This is a genomic window from Microvirga alba (genome assembly GCF_015694465.1).
Classification (GTDB): Bacteria; Pseudomonadota; Alphaproteobacteria; order Rhizobiales; family Beijerinckiaceae; genus Microvirga; species Microvirga alba.
The window spans coordinates 190,581-206,123 of record NZ_JADQDO010000003.1; the positions used below are offsets into that span (position 1 = coordinate 190,581).

The 15,543-nt window shown below is 61.5% G+C and carries 16 protein-coding genes and 1 tRNA gene; 7 read left to right on the top strand and 10 right to left on the bottom strand.

Features of this window, described 5'->3' with window-relative positions:
• The first annotated feature begins 25 nt into the window (after positions 1-25).
• Positions 26-493: a transcription elongation factor GreA gene (gene greA, locus I2H38_RS09095; protein WP_196271531.1), complete on the top strand. Its 468-nt coding sequence runs from the start codon at positions 26-28 to the stop codon at positions 491-493.
• A 16-nt stretch (positions 494-509) separates the two neighbouring features.
• On the opposite strand, the gene I2H38_RS09100 is transcribed toward greA, so the two are convergent.
• A complete protein-coding gene (locus I2H38_RS09100; protein WP_196271532.1) occupies positions 510-2,273 on the bottom strand; it encodes a mechanosensitive ion channel family protein in 1,764 nt (587 codons plus the stop codon).
• Between the two features lie 402 nt (positions 2,274-2,675).
• Between I2H38_RS09100 and I2H38_RS09105 the strand changes: the two genes are divergently transcribed.
• Complete coding sequence (locus I2H38_RS09105) at positions 2,676-3,140, top strand: hypothetical protein (protein ID WP_196271533.1); 465 nt, start codon at positions 2,676-2,678, stop codon at positions 3,138-3,140.
• Positions 3,141-3,241: 101 nt separating this feature from the next.
• Here I2H38_RS09105 and I2H38_RS09110 read toward each other — a convergent pair whose 3' ends face one another.
• The 3 genes from I2H38_RS09110 to phhA all read right to left on the bottom strand — a co-directional run bounded on the left by I2H38_RS09110 (position 3,242) and on the right by phhA (position 6,149).
• Positions 3,242-4,738 carry a sensor domain-containing diguanylate cyclase gene (locus I2H38_RS09110; protein ID WP_196271534.1) on the bottom strand — a complete coding sequence of 499 codons (1,497 nt, stop codon included), beginning with the start codon at positions 4,736-4,738 and terminating at the stop codon, positions 3,242-3,244.
• Positions 4,739-5,114: 376 nt separating this feature from the next.
• Positions 5,115-5,190: transfer RNA gene (locus I2H38_RS09115), tRNA-Lys, on the bottom strand.
• Between the two features lie 101 nt (positions 5,191-5,291).
• The gene (gene phhA / locus I2H38_RS09120) at positions 5,292-6,149 is read right to left on the bottom strand and encodes a phenylalanine 4-monooxygenase (protein WP_196271535.1); all 858 of its coding nucleotides are present in this window, start codon (positions 6,147-6,149) and stop codon (positions 5,292-5,294) included.
• A 118-nt stretch (positions 6,150-6,267) separates the two neighbouring features.
• Here phhA and I2H38_RS09125 point away from each other — a divergent pair, with 118 nt between their 5' ends.
• Positions 6,268-6,744: an Lrp/AsnC family transcriptional regulator gene (locus tag I2H38_RS09125; RefSeq protein ID WP_196271536.1), complete on the top strand. Its 477-nt coding sequence runs from the start codon at positions 6,268-6,270 to the stop codon at positions 6,742-6,744.
• Between the two features lie 253 nt (positions 6,745-6,997).
• Here the strand turns inward: I2H38_RS09125 and I2H38_RS09130 are convergent, their stop codons facing one another.
• Positions 6,998-8,563 carry a 2-isopropylmalate synthase gene (locus I2H38_RS09130; RefSeq protein ID WP_196271537.1) on the bottom strand — a complete coding sequence of 522 codons (1,566 nt, stop codon included), beginning with the start codon at positions 8,561-8,563 and terminating at the stop codon, positions 6,998-7,000.
• A 445-nt stretch (positions 8,564-9,008) separates the two neighbouring features.
• On the opposite strand from I2H38_RS09130, the gene I2H38_RS09135 reads away from it, so the two are divergent.
• The gene (locus I2H38_RS09135) at positions 9,009-9,335 is read left to right on the top strand and encodes a hypothetical protein (RefSeq protein WP_196271538.1); all 327 of its coding nucleotides are present in this window, start codon (positions 9,009-9,011) and stop codon (positions 9,333-9,335) included.
• Here the strand turns inward: I2H38_RS09135 and I2H38_RS09140 are convergent.
• The 3 genes from I2H38_RS09140 to pdxY are packed head-to-tail and all read right to left on the bottom strand — an operon-like array spanning position 9,326 to position 11,813.
• Entirely contained in the window at positions 9,326-10,039 is a 714-nt protein-coding gene (locus I2H38_RS09140) for an NUDIX hydrolase (RefSeq protein ID WP_196271539.1), read from the bottom strand. The genes I2H38_RS09135 and I2H38_RS09140 overlap by 10 nt on opposite strands.
• Before the next feature lie 14 nt (positions 10,040-10,053).
• Positions 10,054-10,959, bottom strand: coding sequence for a PhzF family phenazine biosynthesis protein (locus tag I2H38_RS09145; protein WP_210324744.1), 906 nt, complete (start codon positions 10,957-10,959; stop codon positions 10,054-10,056).
• Positions 10,960-10,964: 5 nt separating this feature from the next.
• Complete coding sequence (pdxY, locus tag I2H38_RS09150) at positions 10,965-11,813, bottom strand: pyridoxal kinase PdxY (protein WP_196271541.1); 849 nt, start codon at positions 11,811-11,813, stop codon at positions 10,965-10,967.
• A 151-nt stretch (positions 11,814-11,964) separates the two neighbouring features.
• Between pdxY and I2H38_RS09155 the strand changes: the two genes are divergently transcribed.
• On the top strand, positions 11,965-12,486 hold the full coding sequence (locus I2H38_RS09155) for a DedA family protein (protein WP_196271542.1): 522 nt from the start codon (positions 11,965-11,967) through the stop codon (positions 12,484-12,486).
• 179 nt (positions 12,487-12,665) lie between these two features.
• Positions 12,666-13,022, top strand: a complete 357-nt coding sequence (locus tag I2H38_RS09160; protein ID WP_196271543.1) for a hypothetical protein — start codon at positions 12,666-12,668, stop codon at positions 13,020-13,022.
• Between the two features lie 77 nt (positions 13,023-13,099).
• Here I2H38_RS09160 and ilvC read toward each other — a convergent pair whose 3' ends face one another.
• On the bottom strand, positions 13,100-14,119 hold the full coding sequence (gene ilvC / locus I2H38_RS09165) for a ketol-acid reductoisomerase (RefSeq protein ID WP_196271544.1): 1,020 nt from the start codon (positions 14,117-14,119) through the stop codon (positions 13,100-13,102).
• A 289-nt stretch (positions 14,120-14,408) separates the two neighbouring features.
• Between ilvC and I2H38_RS09170 the strand changes: the two genes are divergently transcribed.
• Positions 14,409-14,957: a DUF924 family protein gene (locus tag I2H38_RS09170; protein ID WP_196271545.1), complete on the top strand. Its 549-nt coding sequence runs from the start codon at positions 14,409-14,411 to the stop codon at positions 14,955-14,957.
• On the opposite strand, the gene ilvN is transcribed toward I2H38_RS09170, so the two are convergent.
• Positions 14,958-15,500: an acetolactate synthase small subunit gene (ilvN, locus tag I2H38_RS09175; RefSeq protein WP_196271546.1), complete on the bottom strand. Its 543-nt coding sequence runs from the start codon at positions 15,498-15,500 to the stop codon at positions 14,958-14,960. It abuts the gene before it with no gap.
• Positions 15,501-15,543 lie beyond the last annotated feature (43 nt).

Sequence of the window (15,543 nt, forward strand, 5' to 3'; positions counted from 1 at the left end):
CCTTCAAAGCTTGGAGGGATGCCCGATGAGTCGTGCCTTTGTTCGTGAGGCCGAAGGCGGTGAGGCCTATGAGGACCTCCCCGACCGGCCGATCAGCCCGCACGCCAATCTGGTAACACCGGAAGGCCTCACGCGGATCGACGAGGATGTCGAGGCCTTGCGACAGAGGCTTGCCGAGGCGCAAAAGACGGCGGATCGAGCCGAAATCGCCCGGGTCTCGCGGGACCTGCGCTACTGGTCGCATCGCAAGTCCACCGCGGAGGTCGTCCCACCTCCCATGGACACCTCGCATGTGCGCTTCGGATCGCGAGTGACCTTCGAGCGAGATGACGGGCGCAGGCAGACCTATCGGATCGTTGGGGAGGATGAGGCGGAACCGGCGCGCGGCAGCATCTCCTATGTCTCCCCGTTGGCGCAGGCTCTCATGGGTAAAGAGGTTGGCGATACCGTGCGCATCGCCCAGGGCGAGGCCGAGATCATCGAGATCGAATAACGCATCGGGCCTTTGCTCACGCGAGGCTCGATGCTCTCGCCTCGTCGCCCACTCCCACTTCCTTCAACGGGTAGATGTTGCCGGCGCCAGAAGTGTCGGCCTTGTTGGCGGCCAACGCCGTGTCACGCAGCAAGAGATCTATCTCCTGCTGAATCTTCAGGAACTCGTCCCAATTCGACGTCAGAATGAGGCCGCGGATTTCCGCCTTCGGCTTCTCCTCGTGGCCTTCGCGTAGCCGAACCTGCACGGTGCCCGGTTCGATCTTCGGATGCCCGGCCACAAGGGCGGCCAGTGCCTCCGTCTCAAGCCGGATCGCGGCGCTGTCGCCAGCCTGAAGTGCGACGGTCCGGTCATAGGGCATCCGGTCGCGATTGGTCAGGTTGATGATGTTCATATTCACGAAGGTCGCATTCGGAATCGTGATCAGCGACCGGTCGAGCCCTCGGATGCGGGTCGATCGGATGCCGATCTCCTGCACGCGGCCTTCGAGGTTACCGAACCGGCACAGATCCCCGACCCGGACCGGCCGGTCCGCGTAGAGGATCAGTCCACCGATGAAGTTCTCAAGCGTCGGTTTCGCCGCCAACGCCACGGCAAGACCGCCGACACCGAGACCGGCGAGGAGACCGGCGATCGGTATGCCGAGATAGGAGGCGCCGTAGACCAGAAGGCCGAGCGCGGCCACGATGCCGGCGATACGCACCGCAGCCCGCGCGAGGTGAGCATCGATGCTCTCGGATTTGGAAAAATTCAGCCTACCGGCGAGCGCATTCGAGAATTTCAAAACGCCCCATATGGCGGCGATATAGGCTACGATTTCGGCTGCCTGTTGGACGAAGTCATTCACGCGGCCGGTGAGATTGATCTGATAGTCGGCCACGTACACCACGAGCAACGCAGCGACCGCGACCGTCCCCGGCACGACTACATTCGCCGTCAACGATGTCGCCGAGCCGTGGCGCCGCTCGCGTGCCAGGGTCAGTTGGCGAACTCCGAAGACCGCCGCGCCGACAACCGTGAGAAGCAGAGCGAAGCCGATCCATTGCCACACCGCCTGCCCATGGATTTCCGTCCTCAGAGGTGCTGGCAGGGCTTCGACAAGGCCATACCATTTCGGCGGCAGCAGATGGCCCGGGGACTGGCTGAAGAAGTCGTAGAAGTCCTCGGTCGCGTCATTCGTGTCGGACTGGTCGCGGATCAGCCTGTAGAAATCATCGAGCCGTCGGACGGTTTCGCCCGAGAACAGATATTCCCCCGCGCGCGGACCCTCCGAAATGCGGGAGATCCGGATCTCCGTTCCGGGCACACTCCAACCCGGCAGAGGCTGTAGCGGCTCGATTTCCCTATCGCCCGGGATTGTCCCGGCCTCGGGCAGCGGCAGGCGGTCCAGGATCTCCTTAAGCAGGAGGGTTGCCTCAAGACGGCGATGTTCCAGTTCGACCGGCGGGACGTCACGCAAGTCGAGCGCGCGGGATGCCTTCGCAAGCAGGGTCTCCGCGTCCCTTACCTTCTCCTTCACGGCCGGACTCCAGAAGAAGCCCGGCTCGGTGCGGTTCTGACGGTACGCCTCCATCAGAAGCACTGAGGCTTGCCCGGCATTGGCCCGAAACCCTTCGAGCGTCGCGCGTGGGCTCGACGTCTCAGCGGGAGCGAGAAGCCGAAGATTGCCGAGTGCCGGTGGAGTAGCGAGAAACTGGAATGCGACGAGCAGCGCGGCCAGGAGCGCGCAAACCAGAGGAATCGCCGCGTCCCGAAGGCGTTGCCCGGGTGACATGCTCATGAAATTCCCCGTTCTTCCGCAGGAGCACGGCGCCAGCCGGCTAGATTTCGCGGTAACTTACCCGAACATCGCGACTCGATAAACTGCCGAGAAAATATCATTTCCAATACAAGATGATATGAAGTAATATTCGATAGAGAGCTTCGAATATTCGTCCTTCTCTCATTGCATTGAATGAAAAAGGCCAACTCGATCATCCTCACTCAAATGTCACCATGCAAGTGTTGCGCGAACCGGTCCACGGTCTATATCATTGGGAGAGGCTTTTTTTTGAGAATATTTTGTTATCTGAGATGACTCCGTTGATTCGCGTATCCCGCCGCCGTTACGGCGGTTCCATTTTCCAGGAACGCCACATCACTACGGAGGCGTTTGGCGTCGATGGTGGAGGAAACGAGCCGCATGGACGAGACTGAAGTCGAAATCGTTGCGGAAGAGCTTGCGAAATTAGGGGGCACGGCCTGGTACCCCGGTCGGGAACAGGGGGGGCCCGTTCTGCGGGTGGTGCATGAGCGCTATCGGGATCGAGCCCGCGCAGCTATCGCGGCGTTGGATCGTTATCGAGCCGAAAAAAATCGCCCCTATGGCGCGCCGGCGTTGGATCCACGAGTTCATGAACTGAATGAGGTCGCTTCCACCCCCAACCTTCCACCGAGCGATCAGATCGAGGTCGGGGCGACGGTAGTCTTCCGCCCCCCGGGAGATCGAAGGGCCTATCCCTGTATCGTCGAAAAGATCACCGAGGGGCATGTTTACCTCATCCCCCAGGATCGGACCGGCATCAGCTGGGTTTATGCGACGGGATCGGCCGAACTGACAGAGGCACCCCGTCCTCGCAAGGAAGAGCCGACAGTCAAGGACAGTTAGAATCGCGAAACCGCCCGTCGCATGGCATCCAAGCGGCGGCGTCCATGGATTTGCCAAGAAGGCCCGAGGCCCCAATCCTCGGGCCTGATTATTTTCAGCCCTCAGGTTGTCGCCAAGCGCCGGTCTTGCGTCGCTTCATAATAAGCGCGCTTTGCCGCGTACATTCGCATGTCGGCTCTTTTGACCACGGCCTCGAGGCGCTCTCCCGCTCGACTGGTCGCCGCGCCCATCGCGAAACTAAGCGTGAGGCCGGAGTAAAACTGGTTATTGATCTCCACCAGTTTCTCGATGCTGTCCATCATCGCCGCGCCTTCCCGCTCGTCAGTCCCGGGCAAGAGCACGGCGAACTCGTCGCCGCCGATGCGCGCCGCGCAGCACGGCCTTTCGACAGCGCCGTTCAGAACTTCACCGGCCCGGCGCAGCAAGGCATCACCGGCGGCATGTCCCAATTGGTCATTGGCCGCTTTCAGACCATTGAGATCGACGATGATGATCGTCACAGGCGAAGGGCCTTTACGCTCCAGGCGGTTCAGCTCGTCGGCATAGAAGGAGCGGTTATAAAGCTTGGTGAGGACATCATGCTTGCCGAGATATTCCAGATAGGCCTCAGCCCTCTTGCGAGCCGTAATATCGGTTAATCCCACCTGCACCAACGACCAATCGCGCTCGTACCCCGGCAGCACGGAGAACTGCATGTGGAGATAGAGTTCACTCCCGTCGAGCGAATAATTGACCACCTCCCGCTGCTGGAAAATCTTTCCCTGCCAAAGGTCGATCAACTGCTCCCGGAAGGGCTCCTGCATATCATCGCGGAAGACGTCACCGAGTCGGCGCAATAACGTCGGTTTGTCGGGAGCGCCGAATAGGTCGAGCGTCTGCCGATTGACGTCGATCACGCGGATCTCGCTCATGCAGCGCTCGACGAATTCGGGATGCACGTCGGTAAAGACGCGGAAATCCATGATGCCTCTCGCGCGCACTTCGTCCAGCAATCGCTTGACGCTGCTGAAATCCTCCACCCAAAGCGAAACCGGAGAGTGCTCGAACAATCCGCGCGCGTATTCATCGCTAACTGCGAGCTTGCGCTGTGCCGTCTCCCGATCGGTCACGTCCTCGACGGCGACCAGAACGCGCTCCCACCCATCCTCGTATCCCGGCAGGACACTGCCCTTGAGCTGGATGTCGAGCCGTTGGCCCGAGAGGGTATAGTTCACCGTATTGCTGAAGAACTCCGTCTTCCCATCCCAAAGCTGCACCAGCTCGTTGATGTGGGTCTTGAGCATGTCATTGCGAAAGATGCGTCCGAGGTTTTCGACCAGATGCGACAGGTCCTCGGCCTCGAAAAGCGAGAGCGTCCGCTGGTTGACCTTGATGACGCGGATCCGGTCCGAACAGGCTTGAACCCGCGCCGGATCCTCGCTCAGAAAATCCCGCAGCGACGTCACGCCGGCCTCGCGCCACTCGGCGAAAAGATTCTTCACGCCGCTGTAGTCTTCAAGCCAAAGCGAGACAGGCGCCAGATCGAACATCTCAGCGTCATCATCATCATGATCGCCGCTCCGCCGAGCGCCAATGGCATCGTTATTGGAATGCTGCATGAGGGGCCTATTGGTCAGGACCACGGAAACAGTATTGCTCAACACCTGCGTGCAATGCCAGGTGAAGCCTTAGTAGAACAATTTCACGTTTTAAATCAAACGCCACGACATTCCGTAGCGTCAAAACCTTAAAAAACCAACTTCGCTCCGGAAACGCGCGTGCAAATCATCAGTCGTTGAGGGCGGACGCGCTACGCGGCATTCCGGATGCTGAGCGTTCGGTTCCCCATTGCCTTGGACCAGAGGTCCGCGCTGTCGGAGCTATCGATGTCGGAGGATTTGAATTGCGGAGAGAAGCAACGCTCCGTCGAACGCGAATTCGCGGCGGCGTGTCGGAGTGACACACCGGGAATTCGATTACATTTCTTGGAGGAAATGGTGGGTGATGTAGGGCTCGAACCTACGACCCGCTGATTAAGAGTCAGCTGCTCTACCAACTGAGCTAATCACCCGTCGCCGAAGCGATTTTCCGCAGCGAGATATTCGCTGAAGAGGCCGTGCGTGTAACAAACCGCCCGGCCCCTGTCTACCCCATTCAGAGAGGTTTTTCGCCTCACGCTGCAGATTTCGATTTTGCGCGATGATAAGTGCCGTCTCCGCGAGAAATGATGCGGTCGTCCGGCTGCAAATCGCCGGGCTTGATGTCTTCTTTTGCCTCCAACTCCTTCCAGAGTGGAATCAGCCGATCGAGGTCAAGACTCGGCCAAGCTTCGATTCCATCCAGGACGAAATAGGTCTCCTGGAAATCGTCGATCCGATAGAGCGTACGCATGACGCGGGCGAGATCGAACCCGACACGGTTTGGCGATGGGCTCTCCAGCGAAAATACCGTCTCCGAGGGCGACGAGGCGATGCCCGCGCCGACAATGCGCAAACCCTCCGGCGTCTGGGCGAGGCCGAACTCCACCGTGTACCAGTAGAGCCTCGCAAGGCGCTTCAGAGCTCCGTGTTCGGCGGCGACGAGGCCAGCCTTGCCATAGGCTTCGAGATAGTCGGCATAAATCGGCTGCATGATCAGCGGCACATGGCCGAACACGTCGTGGAAGATGTCCGGCTCCTCGATGTAGTCGATCTGCTCCGGCTTGCGGATCCAGAAACCCGCCGGGAATTTCCGGTCGGCCAGGAGCCGGAAAAACGCGAGATCGGGAATCAACCCCGGCACAGCCACCACCTCCCAGCCCGTCGCGGCCTCGAGGCGCTGGTTCATGACCCGGAAATCGGGAATGCCCGCTTCGCCGATCCCGAGCCTGTCCAACCCCTCCAGGAACTGATCCGCGATGCGGCCCTTCAGGATCTCCCGCTGACGCTTCGCCAGAATACGCCATGTGGCGTGATCGGCGTTGGTGTAGTTCTCGAAGCCTTGCTCGACGAGATAATCACGCGGATCGTCGCTACCGGTGGCGCTGTTCATGGGGCGTCTCCTCCGTTGGTCACGGCATAATATCATCCCGTCCGGGTCATTGTTCGCCGGACTGAAACCGGATTAAGGTCAGGAAGGTCAGAAAATGACCTTCTGCCGTGAGGAACCGATGAAGCGTCCCCTCTCCCCCTCCGACCGCCGTATCCTGCGCGTTCTTCAGAACGATGGGCGCATCACCAATTCGGCCTTGTCCGAGAAGGTCGGGCTTGCCGCCTCGCCCTGCCTGAGGCGGCTCAAGGCGCTCGAAGATGACGGAATCATCGAAGGCTACCGCGCAGTGGTGAACCGCAAGGCGCTCGGCTTCGAGGTGGAGGCCTTCGTGTTCATCAAGCTCGAGCAATCGGAGCCCGGCTGGCGCACGCGGCTTGTGGAACGTCTGAAGGGCTATGAGGAAGTGATCGCCTGCCACGCGCTCGCCGGCGAGGTGGACCTGATCGTCCACGCCGTCGCCAAAGACATCGAAAGCTTCGGCGAATTCACCATGAACCAGTTGCTCACCCTGCCCGGCGTGGCGGATGTGCGCTCAAGCTTCGTGTTGTCGAGCATCAAGCCGATGGGGCCGATCCCGGTGCCGGACCATGGGTAGCGCAGCCGTGAAAGACTTCTGGAACGCAGTACCCCACTGTCATTCCGGGGCCGCGAAAAGCGGAGCCCGGAACCCATAGCCGCTGAGGTTCAAGAAGACGGTGCAGAGTAAGAATCTCTGCGCCCGCTCCTGAAGCGTCAGCGTTTATGGGTTCCGGGCTCGCGCTAAAGGCGCGCCCCGGAATGACAACGAGGGATGTGTTCAACACATGAATGCCCGGCACAAGGCCGGGCACGACGTTGAGTGGCTGCGGCTACTCCGCCGCGTGCTGAGCGTGCAGGCGCGCGCCTCGGCTCATGAGCTTGTTGAGCGCACCGAGATAGGCCTGTGCGGATGCGACGAGCGTATCCGGGTCTGCCGCGCGGGAGGTCACGCTGCGGTCGTCGGCGGACAGCCGAACCGAGACTTCGGCCTGGGCGTCCGTTCCCTCGGTGACCGCGTGGACCTGATAGAGCTCCAACACGGCCTCGTGCGGCACCAGCGCCTTGATGGCGTTGAAGGTGGCGTCCACGGGGCCGTTGCCCTCCTGCTCCTCGGTGATGACCTTGCCATCGACCTGGAGCTTCATGGTGGCGCGCTGCGGCCCGCGTGTGCCCGCGACGATGGAGAGCGAAACCAGCTTGATGCGGTCATGGGCCATGGCGATGTTCTGATCGACCAGCGCCTCGATATCCTCGTCGTAGACGTGCTTCTTGCGGTCAGCGAGATCCTTGAAACGCTCGAACGCATCCTGGAACTGATTGTCCGAGAGCTTGTAGCCCAACTCGTCCAGCTTGTTGCGGAAGGCGGCGCGGCCAGAATGCTTGCCCATGACCAGGTTGGTCTTGGAGACACCGACGCTCTCCGGCGTCATGATTTCATAGGTCTGCGCATTCTTCAGCATGCCGTCCTGGTGGATTCCGCTTTCATGCGCGAAAGCGTTCCGACCCACGATGGCCTTGTTGTACTGCACCGGGAACGAGGTCGCCGCCGACGCCAGCTTCGACGCGCGCGTCAGCATCGTGGTCTCGATGCCGGTCTCGTAGGGCAGCACGTCGCCGCGGGTCTTGATCGCCATCACGACCTCTTCGAGAGCCGCGTTGCCCGCGCGCTCGCCGATGCCGTTGAGGGTGCACTCGATCTGCCGCGCACCGCCTTCCAAAGCCGCGAGCGAGTTCGCTACAGCGAGGCCGAGGTCGTTGTGGCAATGGGCGGAGAAGATCGCCTTGTCCGCGTTCGGCACGCGCTCGCGAACCGCGCGGAACATGGCGCGGTATTCGTCCGGCGTCGCATAGCCCACCGTGTCGGGCAGGTTGATCGTGGTCGCCCCCGCTTTGATGGCGGCGTCAACGCAGCGGCAAAGATATTCAATCGGGGTGCGCGTGGCGTCCATGGCGGACCATTCCACATCCTCGACGAGGTTACGGGCCTGGCCGACCGTCCTGGTGATGATCTCCAGCACCTCGTCCTCGGTCTTGCGCATCTGGTGCGCCAGATGGATCGGCGAGGTGGAGACGAAGGTGTGGATCCGCGGCCGCACGGCATGGCGAACCGCCTCACCGGCCCGAGCGATGTCGGCCGAGATGGCACGGGCGAGACCGGCGATGGTCGCTCTTTTCACCTGCTTGGCGATCAGCGAGACGGCTTCGAAATCGCCGTTGGAGGCAATCGGGAAACCCGCCTCGATGATGTCGACGCCCATGGTGTCGAGCAGCTCGGCCACTTCGAGCTTCTCTTCCAGGGTCATCGTCGCGCCGGGGCATTGCTCCCCGTCGCGCAAGGTGGTGTCGAAGATCAAGACGCGGTCTTTGGAAGAGCCGGCGGCGGAAGAAACGGTCATTCGGTTAGTCCTTCTCGGGGCGAGCGATCCAAATGCAAAGGTTGGTCCCGCTCAAGGTTGGTTCCTGTTCGCGAACCCCTGAGAGCCCAGGCGACAACGCCCAGCCGACCCTCAGGGGCGACTAAGGAGAAGGAGGCCAAGGAGGCGCGCGCGACCGGCCGCGGAAGCGGACGAGGTCGTCAATGCGCTGGGGGAGCCGATGAACATCGCTTCCCATTCCTCCTGAACATCGCGGACCATGCCACGATCGACGGACGTGTTTGTAAAGGTGCTTCGGTTCGATGGCAAGAGAATGAAACATCCGCAAAGCCAAAACTTGCCCTTGCGACAGAACCTTTCTCACCCGGCAGGCTTGGCTGTGTACCCGAATGAATTGCCACGCTGTCCCCCCACCCTAGTTGAGTGCGAAGCCCGAATGGGCACTCATTGAAGGGGAGACATTCTGATGAGGACCTTATCCGTTTCCGCATGGCTGCTCGGCGCCGTGGCCCTTCCCCTCGCCGCCTGCAACCAGACCACGTCCAATGCCGTGGTGATCACGAACATCACGCCGGCAAGCTTCCGCATGCCTGAGGGAACCGGCTGCCGGGGCGAGGCGGCCCGCTATCGCGCGGTCATGGACAACGATCTGCGCATGGGCCACGTCAATCAATCGGTCTATGTACGGGTCGACAAGGAAATCGCCCAGGCTGAGTCAGCCTGCGCCAGCGGGCGCGAAGCGGATTCCGTGCGCATGATCAACGCCACCAAGAGCCGCTACGGCTACCGCTGATCGAAACTCCAGCGGAAGAAGGATTGCAGGAACAACGGCATCGTTTTCGGGTCGATATCTTCTACTCCGCGAACGATCCGCACGTCCGACAATTCGGGATCGTCCTGCGCGGCGATGGTGGCGCGGATACGCTTCGCCCCCTCCTCCGCAGAAACCGGAAGCGTGACCATGCGCATCAGGGCGACGGCGGGCCAGCGCTGCACGACGATCCATTCGTCCTCGACGTGATAGTCGGCCTCCGACAGGCCGGTTTCCTCGAATAGTTCACGGGTCAGGCTGGTCGCCAGATCGACAGAGCCGTCCGGCTGCATATCCGCCCGGTCTGGCGTCCCGGCGGGGAAATAGACCCGGCCGCCATTGGCCGTATCTCCGCTCATGACTCCGCAGATGAACGCGCCATCCGCCCCCCGTAACGCACCCATGGCGAAGCCATTGGCGACGCCGGGATCGGGGTGGCCCAGATCCATCCACCCGATCATGTCGGCGTAGTCGACCTCGAAATAGGTGTTGCGACACAGCTCCGGCGTCACTTCGATGTCCCGCAGCAGCAGGACGCGTCCGTTGAACATCTTCGGTGTCTTGACGAGGCGGCGCTGCCAGTTCGCTTCGATCTTGTCCTGGTTCTGCTCGGCCCACGGCCAATCCCACGGCGTGAACCGGGCCTTCACCTCGGCCACGCGGGTGATCGTGACAGTCTGGGTCATGCGAACTGCCTGGTTCATCCGAGAAGCTCTCCACGGCTGACCATGACCGCATGGCCGCCAATTTCCGCTGAAACGAGCGCGCCATGCTCGATCACCATTTGCAGGGCGATCTCGCTCGGACGGCCCATTTCGACGCCCTGTTCAATGACGATGTTATGCTCGCCGTCGCCGAGGGGCTCGCATTGCATGAGCGCGCCTGCAAAGGCGGCCGCCGCCGACCCTGTTGCGGGGTCTTCCGCGACTCCGAGTCCGAAGCCGAACATCCGCGCCCGGAAGCGGTGGCCGGTCGCGCCCGGAACGCGGGTATAGACATAGGCCGCCGGGTGATCGCTGTCGCTGAACACCTTCTCGAAGGCTTCCCCCTGCGGCCTGGAGCGCGCCAGCGCATCGAGCGAGGCCACGGGGATCAAATCGTAAGCGACGCCCGCCGAATGGCGGCTCGGAATGTGACGTTCAAAGCCGATTTCCGTCGGATCGAGCCCCAAGGCCCAAGCGCAATCGCTGGCTTCCTTGCCCTCTCCCCAGGTCGAGGGCAAGCGCGGCAACCGGAAGCGTGCCCTGCCCTTCACATCACTCTCGACTTCGACGGCGCAGGGGACGATGCCGACCTTTTCCTTGAGACCGAATGCGACCGCTCCCTTCTCGCCCTTCTGGTCGAGCAGCGCGAGAAGCACGGCCGTTCCCACCGTCGGGTGGCCCGCGAAAGGCAATTCCCGCGCCGGGGTGAAGATGCGGATGTCAGCCCGGTGGTGCGGGTCGGTTGGGGGCTCGACAAACACCGTTTCGGAGAGGTTGAACTCCTTGGCGATGGTCTGCATGCCATCCGTATCGAGCCCCGCCGAATCCAGAACGACGGCCAGCGGGTTTCCGGTGAATCGTTGGCCGGTGAAGACGTCGAGGGTCACGAAACGGCGGGACATGGGCATCAAACCTCTTCGGCTTGGAAGCGATGGGTGGGCGAGACGAATTCGTCCTGCGCCGCGATGGTCAGGATCTCGCGGGATCCCGCCTCCTCGGTACGCTTCAACAGGCCGTAGACCGAAGCCGAAGCCTCCGCAAGGGCGGTCGCCACGGATCGCGAACGGGCATAATGGACGAAAAACAAGGCCGCAATCGCATCGCCCGCACCGTTCACCGACACTGCCAGCTTCGGTGTCCGAACCCGCCAGAAGCGGCCACCCTCGCCTGCGATCAGATCCAGCGCGTCGGACGGCGTTTCTCGGGTCTCGACGGAGGTAACCAGCACGGCCTTGGGCCCAAGCGCCTGCACCGCGCCAACCGCCCGCTTCACCTCGTTTAAGGTCTCTGTAGCGTGACCCGAAAGATAGTCGAGCTCGAACTGGTTCGGCGTCACGATGTCGGCGGCGGGTACCGCCTGATCGCGCATGAACTCGGGGATGCCGGGGCGAACGAACACCCCGCGCCCCACATCGCCGATCACCGGATCGCAGCAATAGAGCACATCCGGGTTGAGCGCCCGCACGCGCTTCACGGCGGACACGATCGCATTACCGATGTCGGCCGAGCCCATATAGCCGGAGAGCACGCCATTGCAGCGCTCGAGCACACCCCGGTCGGCGATCCCGTCGAGCAGTTCTTCGATGGCGGGCCCATCGAAGACACGACCTTTCCACGAGCCGTAGCCGGTATGGTTGGAAAACTGCACCGTGTGGATCGGCCACACCTCGACACCAAGGCGTTGCATCGGAAACACCGCTGAGGCATTGCCGACGTGACCAAAGGCGACATGGGATTGAATCGAGAGAACATTCATAGCCAGAGCCTCGCTGAACGATTTCGGTTAGCGCGTTGGCGGCCGTGCATCAAATTGCGGAATGTGATCGGATTCATCAGTAAGAATGAATACTCTCTTCCGTTAGCCAATAAACCTCCCTCGCTGGAGGGGCCAAACTTGGAGCATCCCTGTGGATTTCGCGAGCATCAAAGCCACGATCGTTGAATTCGTACGCGATCACGAGGTCTACGCACCCTTCATCCTCGGGCTCCTGACATTTGGCGAATCGCTCGCCTTCATCTCGCTCGTTTTGCCGACGCTGACCATTCTCGTGGCAATTGGCTTCGTACTCGCGGCGGCCGAAATTCCTTTCTGGTCGGCGTGGCTGGGGGCCGCCGCTGGCGCCGTCATCGGCAACTGGGTGTCCTTTGAGGTCGGACGCCACTTCAAGACGTCCGCCTATCACGTCTGGCCTCTGTCCAAGCACCCGCACCTGACTGTGCGGGGTGAAGATTTTTTCCATCGCTTTGGCCCCTGGGCCGTATTTTTCGGGCGCTTCTTCGGCCCCACGCGTGCCGTGGTCGGCTTGATCGCGGGGATATTCCTGATGCCGGGCATCCTGTTCCAGGCGGCCAACTTCGCCTCCGCCTCGGTCTGGGCCTTCGCGATCCTCGCGCCCGGCGCGGGCTTGGCGAAATACCTGCTTTGGTAATCTCAAGCTGACGCGTCCCTCGCAGGAAGGCTACCGGAGCAGGAAGGTTCCCAAGAGCAATACTTCGGATTCCCTAGCGTCCATCTTGGACTTTTTTACTCTCCCCCTCTATTCGCGTGGGAGGCAAAGGCTGCGGACAATGTTATGAAATAACTTTGTAGCATTTCAGAAGCAGCATTATGAGACAAAGTTCTCACAATTCGAACGATTGGTATGACGACGACTATGCCAGGCAGGCGATGGATCCGGAATCTGGCGTCGGCTTGGCCGGCCTCCCGGATTCCTGGCGTCACTACGGTTGGTGGATCGCCGGCATCGTCTATTCCGCCATCTGGATGGCGGAGAGTTGGACATCGGGCGGGTCGGCACCGGGCATGGCGGGCATCGGTTATCTGGCTCAGGGCCTTTGGAGGCTCGCGCTCGCCCTGCTGATCTGCTGGGGCATCTTCAAATTCTGCAAGCCCCGCTTCGAGCGGCTCGCCTCGGCCCTGTGTGTGCTTGGGGCTGTCGTCATGCTGGTTCGGTACGGGCTTTAAGGCCGCTCGGTTCACGCAGCGCGAAAGCAAAAAAGGGGCGGATGATCCGCCCCTTTTCCTTGTCGCCTATAGGGCGATCAGTTCCGGCTCTTGTCGACGAGAGCCTTTTCCTTGATCCACGGCATCATGTCGCGAAGGCGTCCACCGACCTCTTCGATCTGGTGCGCGGCGTTGCGGGCGCGGACCGCCTTGAACGAGGTCTGGTTGACCTTGTTCTCGAGCATCCAGTCGCGGGTGAACTTGCCCGTCTGGATGTCGGTGAGAACGCGCTTCATCTCGGCCTTCGTGTCCGAGGTGATGATGCGCGGGCCGGTCACATACTCGCCGTACTCGGCGGTGTTCGAGATCGAGTAGTTCATGTTGGCGATGCCACCCTCGTAGATGAGGTCGACGATCAGCTTCACTTCGTGGAGGCACTCGAAATAGGCCATCTCGGGGGAGTAGCCTGCCTCGACGAGGGTCTCGAAGCCCGCCTTGATGAGCTCGACCAGACCGCCGCAGAGCACGACCTGCTCACCGAAGAGATCGGTTTCGCACTCTTCCTTGAAGGTCGTCTCGATGATGCCCGCGCGGCCGCCGCCATTGGCGGAGGCGTAGGAGAGCGCGATGTCATGGGCGTTGCCCGTGGCGTCCTGGTGGATCGCGATGAGCGTCGGCACGCCGCCGCCACGCTGATACTCCGAGCGCACTGTGTGGCCGGGGCCCTTGGGGGCGACCATCAGTACGTCGAGGTCCTTGCGGGGCTCGATGAGGTTGAAGTGGACGTTGAGGCCGTGAGCGAAGAGAAGCGCCGCGCCCTGCTTCATGTTGCCGTGCAGCTCGTCACGGTAGATGTCGGCCTGCAGCTCGTCGGGGGTCAGCATCATGACCACGTCGGCCCACTTGGCGGCCTCGGCCACTTCCATGACCTTGATGCCTGCCTTCTCGGCCTTCGCGGCGGAAGGCGAGCCCTTGCGGAGCGCCACGGCGATGTCCTTCACGCCGGAATCCCGCAGGTTCAGGGTGTGGGCATGCCCCTGGCTGCCATAGCCGACGATGGCGACCTTCTTGCCCTTGATCAGGTTGATATCCGCGTCGCGATCGTAATAGACACGCATGGTCCTCAAGTCCTTGTATTTAAGGGGATTTTCGCCCCCGCCCTTCGTTTCCGCCGCGCCCGCATACCTGATGCCCGCGCAACATTCGTATTTTCCAGCGCCGCTTGTAGCGATGAAAGCTGCGCTGGCAAGTCATCGTTTGTAGGAAAAATGCGGAGCCTCTCTGCGTGGAGCGCAGGGCGGGACCAGCCCTTTTTCTACGAACGATCAGAGCACCGAGAGTTCACAAGGCTCGCCGACACTCTAGATTGTTTTGGCGTGACCCATGACCGCATGACTGGATAAGCCGATGCAGCGCCTTGCCACTCCCGATGAAGTTCTTGCCTTCTGGCGCGAAGCCGGACCCGACAAATGGTTTTCGAAGGACGATGCCTTCGACCAGGCTTGCCGGGACCACTTCCTCCCCACCTTTGAGGCCGCCGCAAGGGGCGATCTCAACGAGTGGGAAGTCGCCCCCGATGGGGCACTCGCCGTCATTCTCCTTCTCGACCAGTTCCCGCGAAACATGTTCCGCGGAACCCGCAACGTTTACAAAACCGACCCCGCCGCCCTCCTCGCCGCCGAAAGGGCCATCGAGAAGGGCTACGATATGACGGCGGAGCCGGAACTCCGCCAGTTCTTCTATTTGCCCTTCATGCACTCAGAGAACCTGAGACATCAGGAGCGCTCGGTCACCTTGAATGAGGCTCTCGGTGAACCGGAATCCGTCAAATACGCCCACCACCACCACGATATCGTCGCCCGCTTCGGCCGCTTTCCCCATCGCAATGGCATTCTCGAACGAGAGACGACGCCGGACGAGGAAGAGTTTTTGAAAGTGAGCGACTTCAGAGGGTGATTACATTCCATCCACGCCGCGCGCCATGGCGGCGACGCCGGTGCGCGAGACTTCGACCAGGCCAACCGCCGTCATCAGCTTGATGAAACGCTCGACCTCGTCCGTCGTACCGGTGAGTTCGTAGACGAAAGAGGAGAGCGTCGCATCAAGGGTCCGCGCGCCGAAGGCCGAGGCAAGACGCATGGCTTCCACGCGATGGTCGCCCTTGCCCACCACCTTCACGAGGCACATCTCGCGCTCGACTGCTTCGCCGGTGAGCGTGAGATCGACCACCCGGTGCACCGGCACGAGGCGCTCGAGATGGTTCTTGATCTGCTCGATGATGCTGTCGGTGCCCGCCGTCACGATGGTGATGCGCGAGATATGCGCCTCATGCTCCGTCTCTGTGACTGTGAGGCTCTCGATATTGTAGCCGCGACCCGAGAACAGACCCGCGATGCGGGCAAGGACCCCCGGCTCGTTGTCGACGACGACGGCGAGCGTATGCCGGTTGATGGGTTCGATGCGGGTTGCGTCGGGATAATGGGTGCTCATTTGGATCATGCTCGTGAATTCCGGGCGTATTCTAGGTTCAAGCGGCGTTTCG